We start from the raw sequence: 16,475 nt of genomic DNA on the forward strand, positions 1-16,475 counted from the left end.
GGCGAACGCGTCAGGGTCGGTTGTGCACGAACCACGCGTCGCCGGCGGCCAGGGCGACGGCGACCTCCCACCGGCTCAGGTCGAGGTTGCCGGCGAGCCCCTTGAGCTGACCGGCCGCGGTCCACGCCTCGTCACCCGCGGCCGGGCGGCGACCCACCTGGAACTGCAGCATGGTGCCCCACGACGCGACCAACCGGGCATCCCACCGGTCATGCCACTGCGCGAGGACCTCGGCGAGCTTGTACTGGTACTCCCGGGTCTCCGCCCCGTAGAAGTCGACCCAGTACCCCGAGCTGCGGACGTCGCCGGTGGGCAGCAGCATGAGCAGGACGCTGTCGGGCGTGTACCAGTAGCCGGTCTGCGTCACGAACCGCACGCTGTCCAGCACCCGGGCGTGCAGGTCGGGGTCGGCGAGCACCCGGTCGTACAGCGCCCGCTCCAGCGCCGGCCGCGGCACCGGCAGCGCCACGTCCGACACCAGGCCCGTCAGGTCGACGCCGGCGATGCACCGCGCGTAGTACTCGAGCTCGCCCTCAACGACTTCGTCGTCTTCGCCGTAGTGGCGGTACGCCAGCCACGGCTCGGACGCCCGGGCCGCCTCGGCGAACGCGCGCAGCTCCGGCTCCGACGGGCCCGGCTCGCTCTCGGACGACATGCGCATCGAATCGTCGAAGTCGTCGGTGACCAGGACCGGCCGGCGCCCGGTGACCGGCACCAGCGCCTCGGCCGCCCGCCACGCCTCGCGCAGCCGGTCAGGATCGACGTCGGCGACGATGACGGTGCCCGCCGGGCCGTGCCCGACCGGCAGCCCGGCCAGCGGCGTACCGACGAAAGCCGCCGCAATCAGGTCGAGGTCATTCAACACGGTGACAGTCTCTCCGATGCGGCGGCATTGAGGTGCCCGGGCTGCCCCGTGGCAGCCCGGGCGGACCAGGGCGAGGAGCGGTCAGTGCACCGGCACGGCCGGCTGGTCGGCGTGCGCCGGAGGGTGGGAGCCGGTGCGGGACAGGCGGCCGGGCCACCAGACGGAGCGTCCGATGTGGAGGGTCAGGGCGGGCACGAGCAGACTGCGCACCAGGAGCGTGTCGATGAGGACGCCGGCGGTGACGATGACGCCGATCTGGGCCGAGGGCACCATCGGCAGGATGGTCAGGGCCGCGAACGTGGCGGCGAGGACCACGCCGGCGCTGGTGATGACGCCGCCGGTGACCGTCAGGGCGTGCAGGACGCCCGCGCGGTGGCCGAGCTGGGCGGTCTCCTCGCGGGCCCGGGTCATCAGGAAGATGGTGTAGTCGACGCCGAGGGCCACGATGAACAGGAACGTCTGCAGGGGCACCGCGCTCCACAGCCGCGGGTGGCCCATCGCGTCGAGGATGAAGCCCGCCGCGCCGAGCGCCGCCGCGTAGGACAGCACGACGCTCGCCAGCAGCACCAGCGGCGCCACGACGGCGCGGAGCAGGAACATCAGGACCAGCAGGATGACGGCGAGGACGAGCGGGATGACGACGAGGTTGTCGCGGCTGGTGACCGCATCGCCGTCGGCCTCGTACGCGGTGTCGCCGCCGACGATCGCCTCCGACGACGGCACGCCCCGCACGGCGGCCCGCAACCGCTCCAAGGACGCCAACGCGGAGTCGCTGGTCGGTTCGGCGGTGAACGTCGCCTCGATGCGCACCCAGCGCCCGTCCGCGGAGCGCGTCGGTGCGCCGACGGTCGCCACGCCGTCGACGGCGCGGGCCGCCTCGAGCACGGGTGCTTCGGAAGCGGCCGTGGCGAGGACGACGGCGGGTGCGAGGGTGCCGCCGGGGTAGTGCCGTTCGATGAGCCGCTGCCCGGTGATCGAGCCGACCTCCTTGGTGAAGGTCTCCGCGCCCGGCAGGCCGATGCTCAGGTTCGTGACGCCGAACGTCAGCGCGGCCAGCACCGCCGCGGTCGCGAGCCAGACCGTGCGGGGGCGGGCGCCGACGACGCGGGCGATCCGCGCCCAGACGCCGTGGTCGGCGGCGACGTCCTGGTTCGCGATCCCCGGCGTGTACCGCGGGACGAACGGCCAGAACACCCACCGGCCGAACAGCACCAGCACCGCCGGCAGCAGGGTCGTCATCGCGCACAGGGTCGCGACGACCGCGACGGCACCGACCGGTCCGAGGCCGTGCGTGGCGGGCTGGTCGGCGGCGAGCAGGCACAGCAGGCCGATCGCGACCGTCGCCGCCGACGCGCAGATCGCCGGGAACGAGCGGCGCAGCGCGATCGCCATCGCCTCGTGCCGGTTCTCGTGCCGGCGGAGCTCCTCGCGGTACCGGGCGATGATGAGCAGCGCGTAGTCGACGCCGACGCCGATGGCGAGGATCGTCATGATGTTCTGGCTCTGCAGGTCGACGGCGAGCCCGGCGTGCTTGGCGAGCAGGTAGACGACGCCGCCCGCGACCTGGCTGGCGACCGCCGCGGTCAGCAGCGGGATCAGCCACAGCACCGGGCTGCGGTACGTGAGCAGGAGCAGCAACGCGACCGCGCCGACGGTGGCGAGCAGGAGGGTGATGTCGAGCCCTTCGAACGCGTCGGCGAAGTCGTCCTCCGCGCCGGCGGATCCGGTCAGCGCGACCTGCAGCCCGTCCGGGCGCTGCGCGGCGAGGCGTTCCTTCACCGGGGCGACCGCGGCGGTCTGCTCCTCGTCGGTACCGGCGAGCGCGAACGACAGCAGCAGCGCCTTGCCGTCCGCGGCGGGCACCGGCTCCGGCACCGTCCCACCGGCGGCGTGCGCGGCGAACGCGGCCCGGTCCCCGGCGACCTTCGCCCGGTCGGCGTCGGTGAGCCCGGACTCGCGGACGTACACGGCGACGGCGACGAGCGTGTCCGGCTCGGGGAACGCGGCCTCGGCGAGGGCGGCGGCGCGGCTGGCCTCCGCGGACGCGGGCAGCGAGCCGAGGGAGTCGTTGTCCTGCACGTCGGTGAGCTTCAGCGCGAGCGGGCCCAGCACCGACGCGATGACGACCCAGAGGGCCAGCATGAGCAGTTTCGTACGGCGGCCGGACGGCAGCCTGGACAGCGTGGACATCGCGGGTTCCTCCCTGGAGTGGCGATGCCTTCGATCCAACGCACCGCGCGCCGCGTGGGCAGGAGTGGCACGTCCCGAACCGTGGTGGTGATAGCACCACCGCCACCGCGGGGCGCGTGGGCGAGAATGGGACCGTGCCTGCATCCGATCGCGTCAAACGCGGACTGCTGGCGGGATTGCGCAGCATCCTGCTGGCGATCGGCACGCTGTCCACGAACATCGCCCTGCTCGTGCTCTTCGTCGTGTCGGTCGTGCTCACGGTCGCCGGCGTCGGCATCTTCCTCGTGCCGCTCGCCGCGGTCGGCGTCCGCGCGGTCACCGACCTGCACCGCCGGCTGCTGACGGAGTGGACCGGTGTCGTGATTCCGCGTCCGTACCGGCAGCGCCCCGCCGACGCCGGCCTGTGGCGCCTGTACCGCTGGGTGATGACGGACCCCGCGACGTGGCGGGACCTGCTGTGGCTGGTGCTGTCCGTGCAGGTGGTGGGGCTGCTGCTGATCGCGCCGCCGGCCCTGATCGCCAGCGGCGTCGAGGGCGTGCTCGGCGTGCCGGTGCTGCTGTACTTCGTGATGGACTGGTACGGCTACGGCGTCTTCTGGCCCATGGACAACCTCGCGAAGGCGCTGGCGAGCTGGCCGCAGGGGGTCGGCATCCTGGCCGCCGGGCTGGCCCTCACCCCGTACACGCTGCGCTGGTATGCACAGTTCACCCAGTGGTTCCTGGCGCCGACGCGGGCGGCCGCGCTCGCCCAGCGGGTCGACCGGCTCACCCAGACCCGCACCGACACCGTCGACGCGCAGGCGACCGAGCTGCGGCGGATCGAGCGGGACCTGCACGACGGCGCGCAGGCGCGGCTCGTCGCGGTCAGCATGAAGCTGGGCCTCGCCGAGGAGCTGATGGCCCGCGACCCGGAGGCGGCGATGCGGCTCATGGCGCAGGCCCGCGAGCACAGCGGCCTGGCCCTGGCGGAGCTGCGCGACCTGGTCCGCGGCATCCACCCGCCGGTCCTCGCCGAGCGCGGCCTCGACGGCGCCGTCCGCGCGCTCGCGATCAGCGCGCCGCTGCCCGTCGACGCCGACGTCGACCTGCCGGGCCGCCCGCCGCCGCCGGTGGAGTCGGCGGCCTACTTCGCGGTCGCCGAGGCCCTGACCAACATCGCGAAGCACAGCGGCGCGTCCGGCGCGAGGATCCGCCTGTCGTACCGGCGCGACCGCATCCTCATCGAGGTCAGCGACGACGGCCGGGGTGGCGCCGACCCTGCCGCCGGCAGCGGGCTGAGGGGGATCGAGCGACGCCTCGCCGCGTTTGATGGCACCATGTCCGTGGCCAGTCCGCCCGGCGGACCCACCACCGTGACGATGGAGCTGCCGTGCGCGTTGTCATCGCCGAGGACCTCGCCCTCCTCCGGGACGGCTTGATCCACATCCTGCAGGCGTTCGACTTCGAGGTCGTCGCGGCCGTCGACAACGGCCCGTCGCTGCTGCCCGCGCTGCTGGAGCACCGGCCCGACGTGGCGGTCGTCGACGTGCGGCTGCCGCCCACCTTCACCGACGAGGGGCTGCAGGCCTCGATCGCGGCCCGTGCCGAGGTCCCCGGGATGCCGATCCTCGTGCTCTCGCAGCACGTCGAGCAGCTGTACGCGCGGGAGCTGCTCGCCTCGGGCGCCGGCGGCGTCGGCTACCTGCTGAAGGACCGGGTGTCCAACGTGGGCCAGTTCATCGACGGGGTCCGCCGCGTCGCGGAGGGCGGCACCGTCATGGATCCGGAGGTGATCGCGCTGCTGCTGGCCCGCCGCCCCGCCGACCGGATCGCCGACACGCTCACCGCCCGCGAGCGCGAGGTCCTCGGCCTGATGGCGGAGGGCCGCTCCAACGCGGCGATCGCCGGCCGCCTGTTCGTGACGGAGAAGGCCGTCAGCAAGCACATCAACAACATCTTCAGCAAGCTCGGCCTCCCCCCGTCGGGCGACGACAACCGCCGCGTCATGGCCGTGCTCACGTACCTCGACCAGCTCGCCTGACGCAACTAATCTATATCTGGGGTGATGCTCTGCGGGGGAGGCGGCATGCGGTTCTATCGCGGTCCACGGTCGTTGCGCGGTCTGTTCTGGTTCTTCGGTGTCTGGATCACGCTCGCGACCGTCCTGTTCGGGCTGGGCCTGTGGCTGACGTGGGAGGACACTCACGGCGGCGAGGCCATCGCGACCGTCCAGCGGGTCGACCGGAACCCGACCCTCCCGAGTGAGTTCGCCGCGATCGACGACGCCGCATGGTCGAACACCGATCAACAGCAGTGGCAGTACACGTCGGTCTTCGTGCTGCCCGACGGCACCCGTTGTGAGACGACCGCCCGGCTGTTCCCGGACGACCGGTGGGTCGAGGTCGGCGATGCCACCGAGGTGCACTACTCGCGCTGGCAGCCGTGCTCGAACGTGCAGCGGGCCGACCGGCGGCGCCCCGACATGTCCACCGTGCTCGGCGGGGGCGCCAGCATGCTGGGCATCAGCCTGGTCGTCTTCGTCATGACGATCGCGTTCGTCCGCGTCCTCCCCGCCAGAGCGGCGGCCGGGGTGACCGGTCCCGAGGATCACGGGCCGGCCCAGTCCGCGCGGCGGCTGCCGGGCTGGCGCCCCTGACGGCCGCCCTATCTCGCGGCCGCCAGGTCGTTGAGTGCGGCGGCGGTCGCGTCGTCGGCCGGCAGGAACGCTTCCAGCCGCAGCTCCGCCACCGTCACGTCGGTCGCGGTGCCGAAGTGGGTGAGGGTGGTGACGAGCCGCAGCTCGTGACCGGCCGTTCGCAGCCGTAGCGGCACGGCGAACCCGAGGTGGTCCTGCGGCACCTGCCGTGGCGGCGCGTAGCCGGCGAGCTCTTCGGCGAGGCGGGCGAGCCGGTCGCTCGGGTTGCGTTCGCTCTCCGCCCGGACCCGGTCGATGACGTGCCACGCCCACTGGGCCAGGTTCACGATCCGCGGCGCCAGCCCTTCCGGGTGCAGGAGGATCCGCGGTACTGACACCGGCGCCGCCAGCAGCGACGGGGTGACGCCGCGGGTGATGGCGTCGAATCCGGCGTTGGCGGCGACGAGGTCGCCGTGCCGGTCCACGACGACCGCCGGGTACGGCAGGTGCCCGTGCAGCACCCGGTCGAGCGCCGCCCGGACCGTCCTGAGCTCGGGCCCGTCGAGGTCGCCGTGCGGGTACGCGGGCGCGAACCCCGCGGCGAGCAGCAGCTCGTTGCGCTCCCGGATCGGCACCTCCAGGGACTCCGCCAGCCGGATGATCATCGAGCGTCCGGGTGCCGACCGCCCGCTCTCGATGAAGCTGACGTGCCGCTGGGTGGTCCCGGCCCGCGCCGCCAGCTCCAGCTGGCTGACCCGCCGCCGGGTCCGCCACGTCCGCAACGCTTCGGCGATCATGCCTTCTGTCTACCGGTTCGCCGGCCGCCTGACGATTCCCTGCGGGGAATTGCCGGGCGCCCGTGGACGCAGCACAGTTCGGCGCATGGCCGATCACGATCTGCAGCAGCTCATCGACCGTTACGTCGCCGTGTGGGGCGAGCCCGACCCGGCCCGCCGCCGCGCCGCCGTCCGCGACCTGTGGACCGGCGACGCCGTGCACGTCCTGCAACCGCCGCTGGAGATGCGCCAGGCGGCCGCCGATCTCGGTTTCGGGCGGCTCGCGCTGGAGGCCCGCGGCCACGACGCGCTCGAGTCCCGGGTGTCTCGCGCGTACGAGGAGTTCGTCGCCCCCGGTGGCTACGTCTTCCGCGCCCGGGGCGACGCCGACCGCCTCCACGACGTGGTCAAGTTCCACTGGGAGATGGTGCCCACCGGCGGGGGCGCCCCCGCCGGCGTCGGCCTGGAGATCCTCGTCCTCTCCCCCGACGGCCGGATCGCCGCCGACTACCAGTTCATCGAGGCCTGAACCGTCCCGCGCGGCCGCGCTGGACGGACGGTCCTGGGCGGCCGCGATGGACAGGCTGTCCTGGGCGGCCGCGATGGACAGGCTGTCCCGCGCGGCCGTGATGGACTGACTGTCCTACGCGGCCGCGATGGACGCTTCCGCCGCGGCCTTGTCGACGCCCAGGCCGGCGAGGACGCCCGTGCCGTCCTCGAGCTCGAGCAGCGCGAGCAGGATGTGCTCGGTGCCCACGTGGTTGTGGTTCATCCGTAGGGCCTCCCGGAAGGTCAGCTCCAGGCCCTTCTTGGCGTGCGCGTCGAACGGGATGAGCGCGGGCACGGCATCGGCGGCCGGCGGCAGGGTCGCGGCGGCGGTCTCCCGGACGGCGTCCAGCGACACGCCCTGGGCGACGATCGTCTGGGCGCCGAGCGCGGTCGGGTCGGCGACCAGGCCGAGCAGCAGGTGCCCGACGCTGATGTGGTCGTTGCCTCGCGTACGGGCCTCCTCCTGCGACGCGACGACGACCTTCCGGGCCCGGTCGGTGAAGCGGCTGAAGCCCTGGCTGGCGTCGAGGTCGGGCGCCTCGCCCTTGGCGACGAACCGCTTCTGGGCGGCCTGCTTGGTGACGCCCATGCTGCGGCCGATGTCCGTCCAGGAGGCGCCGGAGCGGCGGGCCTGGTCCACGAAGTGCCCGATCAGGTGGTCCGCCACGTCGCCGAGGTGGTCGGCGGCCAGCACCGCGCTGCTGAGCTGGTCGAGGGCCTCGGGGTGCGTCTTCTTGATCGCTTCGATCAGGTCGTCGAGCCGGATCTGGCTGGTCACGGGTTCAGGTGTCGTCATGCGTCAACCATAGGTTGACGATCGAGTTTGCGTCAACCCGACGTTGACGATCCTGATGGCCACTAGACTGCCGGAGTGACCGAAGCTGGCAGGCAGACGGGGAGCTACACGGACAGCTGGCACCGGCAACCGCTGCCCCCGCCGCTGGACGGCGCTCCGTGGCCGACGTCGGCGCAGTGGTCGGCGATCGCCGCCGTGTGGCTGCTCGCCGCATGGACCGGCGAGGCGACGCCGGGCTGGCGCGGCGAGTGCGTCACCGGCACCGCGCCCAGCCGGGACGCCGAGCAGTGGCCGCAGCCGCCCGCGCTGGAGTCGCTTCAGGCCATCGGCGGCTTCCCCACCGAGCCCGTGGCGGCCGAGGTCCTGATCAGCCTGGTCCAGCCGGCCCCCGGCCGCCCGTTCGACTCCGCCCGCCCCGAGACCGACGTGGCCGCCGACGTCGCCGCGCTGCTGGCCGCCCGGATCCCCGCGGCCGACCACCGGGCCGCCGTGCTGCTGGAGTACCTCGCCGGGCGGCTGACCGGGCCCTACACCGACCTGCTGCGCGTCTCGACCGGCGACGACGACCTGCACCTGCTGCACCGCGACCCGTCGCACGGCCGGACGCTGTGCCTGACCGTGTCCCCCGCGGCCACGACCGAGCCGCCGCCGGTGCTCGCCGCCGACGGCGCGGACGGTCCGCTGCGCACCCGGCTCGCGTGCCTGCTGACGCTGCTGAGCGCCGAGCTGTGGGTGAACAACAACAACCCCGTGACGTTCCGGGTGTGGATCGGCCCGCGCGACACCGCCGACCCCGTCGCCGACGCCGCCTCCTGGTGGACCCGCACCCGCGAGGAACCACCCGACGAGCCGCCGCACCTGCACCCGGTCACCGTCGAGGAGCTCGACCTCGGCGTGTACACCATCGTGCGCAGCTCGTTGCGCGACCTGTTCGACGACGACTGGGACGGCGCCGACGAGTGGCCGCACGTCCCCCAGGACCACCTCACCCGGCACCTGTACCGCGACCTGCTCGACCTCCTGCTGACCCGCACCGCCGGCCGGGACACCCCGCCGGACGTCCTGTACACCGGCTACCTGCCGATCACCGGCCGCCCCGACGACTCCGAGGACGACGACTTCCTGGGCACCGTCATCTTCGTCGGCCCCACCGACGTCGCCGTCCTCGACCTCGACCTCAACTGCTGACCGCGGCTCACTGGCGGATGACCAGCAGCGTCCTCGCACGCTCCCGGGCGACCGCGAGCGCCCGCTCCAAGGTGTGCGGGTCCAGCGCGCCGAACGTCTCGTCGAGCACCAGCACCTCCGGCTCCTGCAGGAGCGCCCGGGCCAGGAACACCAGCGACCGCTCGCCGTGAGACAGCTGCCAGCCGGTCTCGCCGACGATCTGCGCGAGCCCGGACGGCATCCGGTCGAGCAGGTCGCCGAGGCCGAGGGCGCGGCAGACCGCATCGGCGTCGGCGAGGTCGCCGGGCGTGGCCGGCCAGCCACGCCCGATGAGCAGGTTGAGCGCGAGCGGGCCGAGCATCAGGTGGTTGTGGTCCGGCTGTGGGACGGTCAGCACCCGGCGGCGCCACCCGGCGGCACCGACCTCGGCCAGCGTCGCGCCGTGCAGGCGCAGGACGCCGCTGGACGGGGCGCGCTGCCCGCCGAGCAGTCCGGCGAGGGTCGACTTGCCGCTGCCGGACGCGCCCTCCAGCAGGATCCGGTCGCCGGCGCCGACCCGCAGCGTGACCCGTTGCAGGGCCGGCCGCTCGCGCCCGGGATAGGTGTAGCCGACGTCCTCCGCCTCCAGCAGCGGGACACCGTCCATCCCGTCCGTCCCGTCCGTCCCGTCCGTCCCGCCCGTCCCGCCCGTCCCGCCCGTCCCGCCCGTCCCGCCCGTCCTGTCCGGCCACAGTGGACCGTCCTCTGTGGAGCTGCCGGGCAGCAGCGGGCGCAGCGCGTCCCAGGCGCACCTGGCGTCGGCGAGCCCGGCCAGGCCGCCCACCAGCCGGCTCAGCGCGCCGAAGGTGAACAGCACGCCGCCCGCCGCGGCGGCCACGCTCACCCGATCTGCGCCCTGCGCGGCCCGCGCCGCGAGCAGCAGGACGCCGGTCAGCGCCCAGCCGCGCGGCACCAGCGCGGTGAGCGCCGTCCAGCTGCGGTCCATCCGGCGGGCCAATGTGTCGTACAGGTCGTGGGTGTCGTCGCCGGGCGGGTCGTCGGGCTGCTGCACGGCCCGCGTCCGGTGCCCGGCGACCTGCTCGGCGAGCGTGTTGCCCAGCGCCAGCCGGACCGCGCTCCAGCGGCGTCGGCGCTGCTCGTACCGGCGCAGCAGCACCGCCGCGACCACCAGCCAGGCGGCCAGCAGCAGACCCGCGACCGGCCCGAGCGCGGCGGTGAGCAGCACACCGGCGAGCACCAACTCCAGCCCGCCGGCCAGCCCGGCCAGCGCACCGCCGACCGCGAGGTCCTCCAGGCTCTCCGCCTCCAGGACCCGGCCGAGGAGATGGCCGGTGCCCTCACGCCGTACGTGGGACTCGTCGAGCGCCAGTGCGCCCCGCAGCAGCCGGCCGCGCAACCGGCGACCGACCGCCGTCGCCAGCTCGCCCTGCAGCCGGACCGACACCGCCCGGCAGAGCAGGCTCCCGGCGAGTGCGGCGGCCCAGAGCGCGATGCTACGGCCGGTGACGTCGCCGTCCAGCGCGGCGCCGCCGAGCACCAGCCAGGAGCCGAGGAACAGTCCGTACTGCGCGGCGTGGCAGATCGCGAACGCGACCGCGAGCATCCGGATCACGCGTCCACCTCCACCGCGACGGTGCCGCCGGCGACCCGCACGCGCCGCCACGACGGGTCCGCGAACCGCGCGTCGACGGCGGCCTCCGCGTCCAGCAACGCGCGGAACCGGGACGCCGGATCGGCTGCGAGCGCCGAGGGGATGCCGTCCTCGGCGATCCGTCCACCGTCGACCACCAGGACCCGCGGGAAGGTCAGCGTGTCGGCGACGTCGTGGGTGATGAACAGCAGGGTCGCGCCCGGCCACCAGCCGCGGGCCCGGGCCAGCAGCTGCCGGCGGCGGTCCCGGCTCAGCCCGCGGAACGGCTCGTCGAGCAGGATCAGCCGCCGGTCCGGCTGGTTGCGGGCGCGACCGAGCCGGACCCGCTGCGCCTCGCCGCCGGACAGCAGCCCGCCGCGCTCGCCGAGCACCCGGAAGAGTCCCGAGCCGAGCCCCGGACCGTGCCCCGAGCCGAGCCCCGGACCGGGCCTCGGACCGTGCCCTCGACCGGGCTCCGCGTCGAGCGCGTCGATGACCGGCTCGAGGTCGGCGTCGACGACCACGCCGGACAGCGGCGCCACCGGGTCGCCGCCGTAGCGGAGGTTGTCGGCGAGGGAGGCGTTCCACAGCGTCACGCCCGGCTCGACCCATGCGGTCACCCGGCGCAGCGCGGCCGCGTCCAGCGCGACGCCGTCGACCTCCACGACCCCGACCGCAGCGGTGTGCCAGCCGAGCAGGAGCCCGGCGAGCGTCGACTTGCCCGAGCCGGACCGGCCGACGACGGCGATCTGCGCGCCCGCGGGCACGTCGAGGTCCGTCACGCTCAGGATCGGCCGCCCGCCGGCGACCACCTCGACGTCGCGGAGCCGGAGCCGTGTTCCCCCGGAGCGCGGACGGCCCGCAGTGGCCGGCGGCTCAGCGGGGACCGGCGGCTCGGCAGTGGCCGGCGGCTCGGCAGTGGCCGGCGGCTCGGCAGTGGTCGGCGGTTCGGCGCGCATCCGCCGCGAAGCGGGCCCGCGGGTGGCGGCGGGTGAAGGCGGATCGGCCGGGGAAGGCGGCTCGGTGGTGGTCGCGAAGGGCTCGACGAGGCGCAGGATGACGCTGCGCAGGCCGGGAAACCGTCGCGCCAGCACCGCCAGCTGCTGGCCCAGCGCCGGGATCGCCGCCGCCCAGTACACCAGGAGCAGCAGCGCGGCGGGGTCGGTGACCCGGCTGCTCGCCCCGGCCAGCAGCCACGCGACGCAGCCCAGCCCGATCGCGCCCTGGACCAGGTCGGCGGCGGAGGCGGTGCGGTGCACGGCGCGGACGGCGGCGGCCCACGGGCCGAGCATCCGATCGTGCATGCCCTGCACCACCGCCTCGGCCCGGTGCGCGCGGATCGCGGTCAGGCCGGTGAGCGCGTCGAGGTAGCAGCGGGCGATCGCCCCGACGTGGCTGCGCATCCGCAGGTCGCGCTCCGCCTGCGCGGGCAGGAACAGCCAGCCGGCGAGCGTGCCGAGCACCGCCGCGCACGCGGCCGGCAGGGCGCTGCGCGGGTCGACGAGCCCGATGACGACCGGGAGCAGGAGCAGCAGGGTGCCCGTGCGGGCGGCGTCGACGACGAGCGCCGGCAGCTCCCGCAGGCGGTGCAGCCGGTGTGCCCGCTCGGCCAGGTCGGACAGGGGACGGCTGCGGATGTACCGGTCGGGCAGGCGCGGCAGGCGGCCGGCAAGCGCGGTCCGCAAGCCCTGTTCGAGGCGACGGCCGGCGGCGGCGACCTGACCGGCCACGACGCCGTCCAGCGCGAGCAACGCCACCGCGAGCGCGACGAGCGCCGGCACGACCCGGCCCGGGTCCGCGGAGAGCAGCGCGCGCACGAGCACCACCTCGGCGAGGACGCCGGCCGCCGCGAGGACGGCACCGGCGGCGACCGCGGCGAGCCGGAGACGACCGAGGCCGCGCAGCCGCTCCCACAGGAAGCGCGACGGCGCGGGGTCCGGTCCGGCGAGCGCGGCACGCAGGTCCGGCGGCAGCGCGGCCGGGTCCGGAGGGTTGCCGGCCCGGCCGCGCACGGCAACAAGTACCGCGCCGCGGATCGTGACCGTGCCGGCACCGCGGACCACGACCGTGCCCGTCTCGTCCAGCTCCGGCTCCAGCTCCAGCTCCGGCTCTGGCTCCGGCTCTGGCTCCGACGAGGGCTCCGACGAGGGCTCCGACGAGGGCTCCGACGAGCGCTCCGGCTCCGACGACGGCTCCGACGAGCGCTCCGGCTCCGACGACGGCTCCGACGAGCGCTCCGGCTCCGACGAGCGCTCCAGCGAGGGCTCAGGCGATGGCGCCGGACGGGCGAACCAGTGCTCGTCGGCGATCGACGCCGGATCGTCGGCGAGCGCCCGCAGCGCCGCCTCACCGCGCAGGCCGGTCGCCACGGCCTGGCGGGTGGCCGCGTCCAGCGCGGCGAGCGGCTGCCAGCCGTCCCGGGCCGCATAGTCGTCCAGGACGGTCCCGGGCACGCGCACGCGCGACAGCAGCGCCCGTAACGGGTCGGCGAACGCGGCCGACCGGATCCAGCGCTCGAACGCGTCGGCCGGGACGCCGAACTCGTGCAGGTACAGCTCGTCGCGCCGGAACGCCGCGGCGGGCACCCAGCGGCGGCCGACCGCCGGGTCCATGATCTGCAGCAGCCCGCCGTGCCGCCGCCAGACGACGACGAAGTGCGTGAGACCGTCGGGGTTGCGGCTGACGACGATCGCCGGCAGCGCGCCCGCGGCGTCGAGCTCGAGATGGTCGGCCGGCAGCATCACCTGCTGGACCTGTAGGCCGAGCTGCGCGGCCGCGTCCTCCAGCGCGTCGATCGAGGTGCCGTCGACGTCGGTCTGGCAGGCGTCGCGCAGGCGGGCATAGCCGGCCCGGATGCCGAACCCGGCGAGCAGGCTGGTCAGCGTCGCCGGGCCGCAGTCCATCGTGGAGGTCTGGACCACCTCGGGCGCCAGGAGCCTGCGCGTCGGCATGCTCAGCCCTGCCCGGCTGGTCGCAACGACGCGAGGTTGGTCTCGGCGGCGCGGCGGGCCGGATGCTCAGCGTCGACCGCCGCGGTGAGGATCCGCAGCGCCTCGGTGGCCAGTTCGGTCGCGTGCCGCAGGTCCCCCGCGTCGGCGACGAGGACCGCGAGGTTGTTGAGCGTGAACGCGAGCTCCGGATGGTCCGGACCCAGCGTCGCGCGTTTGCCGGTGAGGGCCCGCCGGTACAGCGCGCCGGCCTCGTCGACCCGCCCCTGCGCGGCGAGGACCGCCGCGAGGTTGTGCTGGTTGACGACGACGTCGTAGTGCTCGGGGCCGTACCGGTCGGTGAAGTATCCGACCGCGTCCAGCAGCAGCGGCTCGGCCTCGGCCGGTTTGCCCGCAGCGTGCAGGATCACGCCGAGGTGCGCGGCGTCGGCGACCACGGCAGGGTGATCCGCCGGGTACGCGCGACGGTGCAGGCGCAGCGAGCGGCGCGCGTGCGACTCGGCCTCCGCGGGCCGCCCCCGGCTGTGCTCCAGCCCGGCGAGGTTGTGGCACAGGCCGGCGAGCGCCGGATGGTCCGCGCCGTGCCGGGCCGTGAGGGCCGCCTCCACCTCCCGGTAGTGCCGCTCGGCGTCCGCGAGGCGCCCGGCGAACTTGTAGAGCACGCCGAGTTCGTTGTGGACGGAGGCGAGCGCGACGTCGTCGTAGGCCTGCGACGCCTGCGCCGCGTGCAGCGCGCTGAGCAGCAGCGGCTCGGCCTCGGCGTACCGGGCCTGGCGCCGCAGCGAGCCGGCCAGCCCGACCCGGGCCGCGACGAGCAGCCGCAGCAGGTCGCCGTGGCCGTGCGGCAGCGCCTCCATCACCCTGACGGCCCGGCGGTGGTGCTCCTCGGCGGCGGTGTGCCGGCCCAGCTCGTCCTCGGCGGTCGCCAGCAGCGTCAGTACATTGGCGACATCGGGATGCCCGGGACCGCAGTGCGCCTCGAACGCGGCGAGCGCGCCCCGGCACAGCCGCACCGTCTCCGGGAACCGTTGCAGGGCCATCGCGGACAGCGCCCGGTCGTGCAGTGCGACCGCCTCGTCGAGCGGGTCCGTGATCGTCATGGTCGGGCGTGTCTCCGTGCTGTGGCCCGGCAGGATCCGGGCTGGGGTACGGGCTGGTGGGCACGGGCCGGGGTCCCGGCGCCGGCCGGGACGGTGCCCGCCCCGGCCGGCGGTCTTCGGTCCTACGCCTGGCTGTGGTCGGATGCGCCCGGTGCCGTGCTGCGGACGGTCAGCGCCTCGCTGTGCTGCGAGTGGAATCCGCCGGCCGCGACGCTCGTGCGCACCACGAGCGCCTCGCTGTGCTGTGTGTGGAAGCCGCCGGCCGGCAGCCCGGTGCGGACGGTCAGGGCGGTGCTGTGGTTCAGGATCCGGATCCCGCCGGCCTTGACGGCGCTGCGGACGGCCAGCGCCTCGGTGTGGTTGGCGATACGGATCCCGGCGGTGATGCTGGTCCTGGTGGTGAGGGCCTCCGGCTGGACCGGCGGGCGCCGGTCCGTCTCGCCGCCGGTCTTCTTCGACGTCTGCTCAGACATGCTCACTTCCTTCTGCTCGGATCACACGGGCCGCCGGCGGCGCGTGGCGTCCCGGTCCCCGGGTCGGAGCACGTCCCGCCGGTCGGGTGACACGAGGGTAGAAGCGCTGTTCCGGCGCGAATTGTCGGCAAGAAGACCGCCGAAAAGTGGCCGGGGTCACACCGGTGAAGCCCTCTGCCCCGAATGTGCGTGACCGTCTCCGGGCCGTTGTTCGCACTGATGCTGAGGTCACAGGCACCGCAGGAATCGATCACACCCGGTGTCAAGCGGCCGGGTCCACTGTCACCTTTCCGCCACACACGAGCGCGTCTGCGCAGGGACCTGTCAGGCGGCGTCGCGCAGGACCTCGGACGGGTCGGTGTGCAGGGCGCGCAGCAGGGTCCAGGCGGCGTTGTCGGGGACGGTCAGGGCGGCGCTGAGCAGGTGGGCGCTGCCGGCCGGGAGGCCGGCCGCGGCCGCGGTGGTGCGGGCCTGCTCCGCCGCGGCGGCCGCGGCGGTGGACCAGGGTGGGTTGTTCGGGTTGGTGCGCCAGGCTCTGCGCCGGGCCGGCCCGGCGACGGCGGGGTCGTCGGTGTCGGCGGTGGTGGTCGCGGCCAGGGCGGCATCTGCCGAGGTGAGGCCGCGGACCGTCAGGAGGCTGCGGTGGGCCTGCACGGGTCGCAGCCGGCGGGCGGCCAGCTCGTCCTCGAAGGCGGCGACGGCAAGCACCAGGTCGGCGGTCGTCACCCGGTCGCGGCCGAGGCGCACCGCCTGCCGGATCGCTTCGAGCTCCAGGTTCGCCAGGATGACGTCGGCGCCTGCGGTCAGTGACGTGTAGGCCGACACCCATCGGGCCGGGGGTTTCTGCTGTGGCTGCGGGTCGGGGGTGACATACCGCCAGTGCAGCAGGTAGTCGGTCAACGGACGCAGCGGCCGGTCGTCGTCCTTCGGCCAGGCGATACCGCCGGTGCCGGGCAGGGCGGAGTAGCCGTCGAACAGCAGCGCGGCGAGGTCGCCGGTGCCGACGGCGGGCCGGGCGGGCGGGACCATGTCGATCGCGCGACGGATGGCGGCCGGCACGTCGTCACCCCAGTGGATGGCGTCGCCGGGGCGCCGGCGGCCCGGCGACCTGAACGCCTCCCAGCGCGCCTGCCGGAGGGTGGCGGCGACCTCGAACCCGGCCCAGCCGCCGGGCCGGTCCACGAGGGGACCGGCGCCGGCGAGCCTGCCCGGGACGAAGTTCGGGATCCTGCGCCGCATGCTTTCCTGGATGTCGTCAGCGCCGATCGTCGCCTGCTGCCGGCTCTTCGCGACCTGGCAGGCACCGACCAGGATCCGGTACAGGCCCTGAGCTACGAACACATGCTGTCCCACGGACGACATCTCTC

Annotated in this window: 14 protein-coding genes; 5 read left to right on the forward strand and 9 right to left on the reverse strand. The window is 74.7% G+C overall.

The features are described from left to right. Positions 1-10 precede the first annotated feature (10 nt). Together AB0J72_RS18835 and AB0J72_RS18840 are read right to left on the reverse strand one after the other, a co-directional pair. The gene (locus AB0J72_RS18835) at positions 11-865 is read right to left on the reverse strand and encodes a DUF4253 domain-containing protein (RefSeq protein ID WP_363400311.1); all 855 of its coding nucleotides are present in this window, start codon (positions 863-865) and stop codon (positions 11-13) included. 81 nt (positions 866-946) lie between these two features. After that, positions 947-3,055, reverse strand: a complete 2,109-nt coding sequence (locus AB0J72_RS18840; RefSeq protein ID WP_363400313.1) for an MMPL family transporter — start codon at positions 3,053-3,055, stop codon at positions 947-949. Positions 3,056-3,189: 134 nt separating this feature from the next. On the opposite strand from AB0J72_RS18840, the gene AB0J72_RS18845 reads away from it, so the two are divergent. The 3 genes from AB0J72_RS18845 to AB0J72_RS18855 are packed head-to-tail and all read left to right on the forward strand — an operon-like array spanning position 3,190 to position 5,690. Further along, complete coding sequence (locus AB0J72_RS18845) at positions 3,190-4,473, forward strand: sensor histidine kinase (protein ID WP_363400315.1); 1,284 nt, start codon at positions 3,190-3,192, stop codon at positions 4,471-4,473. Further along, the gene (locus AB0J72_RS18850) at positions 4,425-5,075 is read left to right on the forward strand and encodes a response regulator transcription factor (RefSeq protein ID WP_363400316.1); all 651 of its coding nucleotides are present in this window, start codon (positions 4,425-4,427) and stop codon (positions 5,073-5,075) included. The genes AB0J72_RS18845 and AB0J72_RS18850 overlap by 49 nt, the downstream gene beginning before the upstream one ends. 45 nt (positions 5,076-5,120) lie before the next feature. Beyond that, on the forward strand, positions 5,121-5,690 hold the full coding sequence (locus AB0J72_RS18855; RefSeq protein ID WP_363400317.1) for a hypothetical protein: 570 nt from the start codon (positions 5,121-5,123) through the stop codon (positions 5,688-5,690). A gap of 8 nt (positions 5,691-5,698) precedes the next feature. On the opposite strand, the gene AB0J72_RS18860 is transcribed toward AB0J72_RS18855, so the two are convergent. Further along, on the reverse strand, positions 5,699-6,466 hold the full coding sequence (locus tag AB0J72_RS18860; RefSeq protein WP_363400319.1) for a helix-turn-helix transcriptional regulator: 768 nt from the start codon (positions 6,464-6,466) through the stop codon (positions 5,699-5,701). 85 nt (positions 6,467-6,551) lie between these two features. On the opposite strand from AB0J72_RS18860, the gene AB0J72_RS18865 reads away from it, so the two are divergent. After that, on the forward strand, positions 6,552-6,974 hold the full coding sequence (locus AB0J72_RS18865) for a hypothetical protein (RefSeq protein ID WP_363400321.1): 423 nt from the start codon (positions 6,552-6,554) through the stop codon (positions 6,972-6,974). A 114-nt stretch (positions 6,975-7,088) separates the two neighbouring features. Here AB0J72_RS18865 and AB0J72_RS18870 read toward each other — a convergent pair whose 3' ends face one another. Next, positions 7,089-7,790 carry a Clp protease N-terminal domain-containing protein gene (locus AB0J72_RS18870; RefSeq protein ID WP_363400323.1) on the reverse strand — a complete coding sequence of 234 codons (702 nt, stop codon included), beginning with the start codon at positions 7,788-7,790 and terminating at the stop codon, positions 7,089-7,091. 75 nt (positions 7,791-7,865) lie between these two features. On the opposite strand from AB0J72_RS18870, the gene AB0J72_RS18875 reads away from it, so the two are divergent. Beyond that, complete coding sequence (locus AB0J72_RS18875; RefSeq protein ID WP_363400325.1) at positions 7,866-8,978, forward strand: hypothetical protein; 1,113 nt, start codon at positions 7,866-7,868, stop codon at positions 8,976-8,978. A gap of 7 nt (positions 8,979-8,985) precedes the next feature. Here AB0J72_RS18875 and AB0J72_RS18880 read toward each other — a convergent pair whose 3' ends face one another. From AB0J72_RS18880 to AB0J72_RS18900, 5 genes are all read right to left on the reverse strand, one after another. Then, positions 8,986-10,560 carry an ABC transporter ATP-binding protein gene (locus AB0J72_RS18880; RefSeq protein ID WP_363400459.1) on the reverse strand — a complete coding sequence of 525 codons (1,575 nt, stop codon included), beginning with the start codon at positions 10,558-10,560 and terminating at the stop codon, positions 8,986-8,988. 5 nt (positions 10,561-10,565) lie between these two features. Beyond that, entirely contained in the window at positions 10,566-13,538 is a 2,973-nt protein-coding gene (locus tag AB0J72_RS18885) for a cysteine peptidase family C39 domain-containing protein (protein WP_363400327.1), read from the reverse strand. A 2-nt stretch (positions 13,539-13,540) separates the two neighbouring features. Beyond that, positions 13,541-14,635: a tetratricopeptide repeat protein gene (locus AB0J72_RS18890; protein WP_363400329.1), complete on the reverse strand. Its 1,095-nt coding sequence runs from the start codon at positions 14,633-14,635 to the stop codon at positions 13,541-13,543. Positions 14,636-14,757: 122 nt separating this feature from the next. After that, the gene (locus tag AB0J72_RS18895) at positions 14,758-15,108 is read right to left on the reverse strand and encodes a hypothetical protein (RefSeq protein WP_363400331.1); all 351 of its coding nucleotides are present in this window, start codon (positions 15,106-15,108) and stop codon (positions 14,758-14,760) included. Positions 15,109-15,432: 324 nt separating this feature from the next. After that, positions 15,433-16,461, reverse strand: coding sequence for a hypothetical protein (locus tag AB0J72_RS18900; protein ID WP_363400333.1), 1,029 nt, complete (start codon positions 16,459-16,461; stop codon positions 15,433-15,435). Positions 16,462-16,475: the final 14 nt, after the last annotated feature.

The organism is Dactylosporangium sp. NPDC049742 (assembly GCF_040674675.1).
GTDB lineage: Bacteria > Actinomycetota > Actinomycetes > Mycobacteriales > Micromonosporaceae > Dactylosporangium > Dactylosporangium maewongense.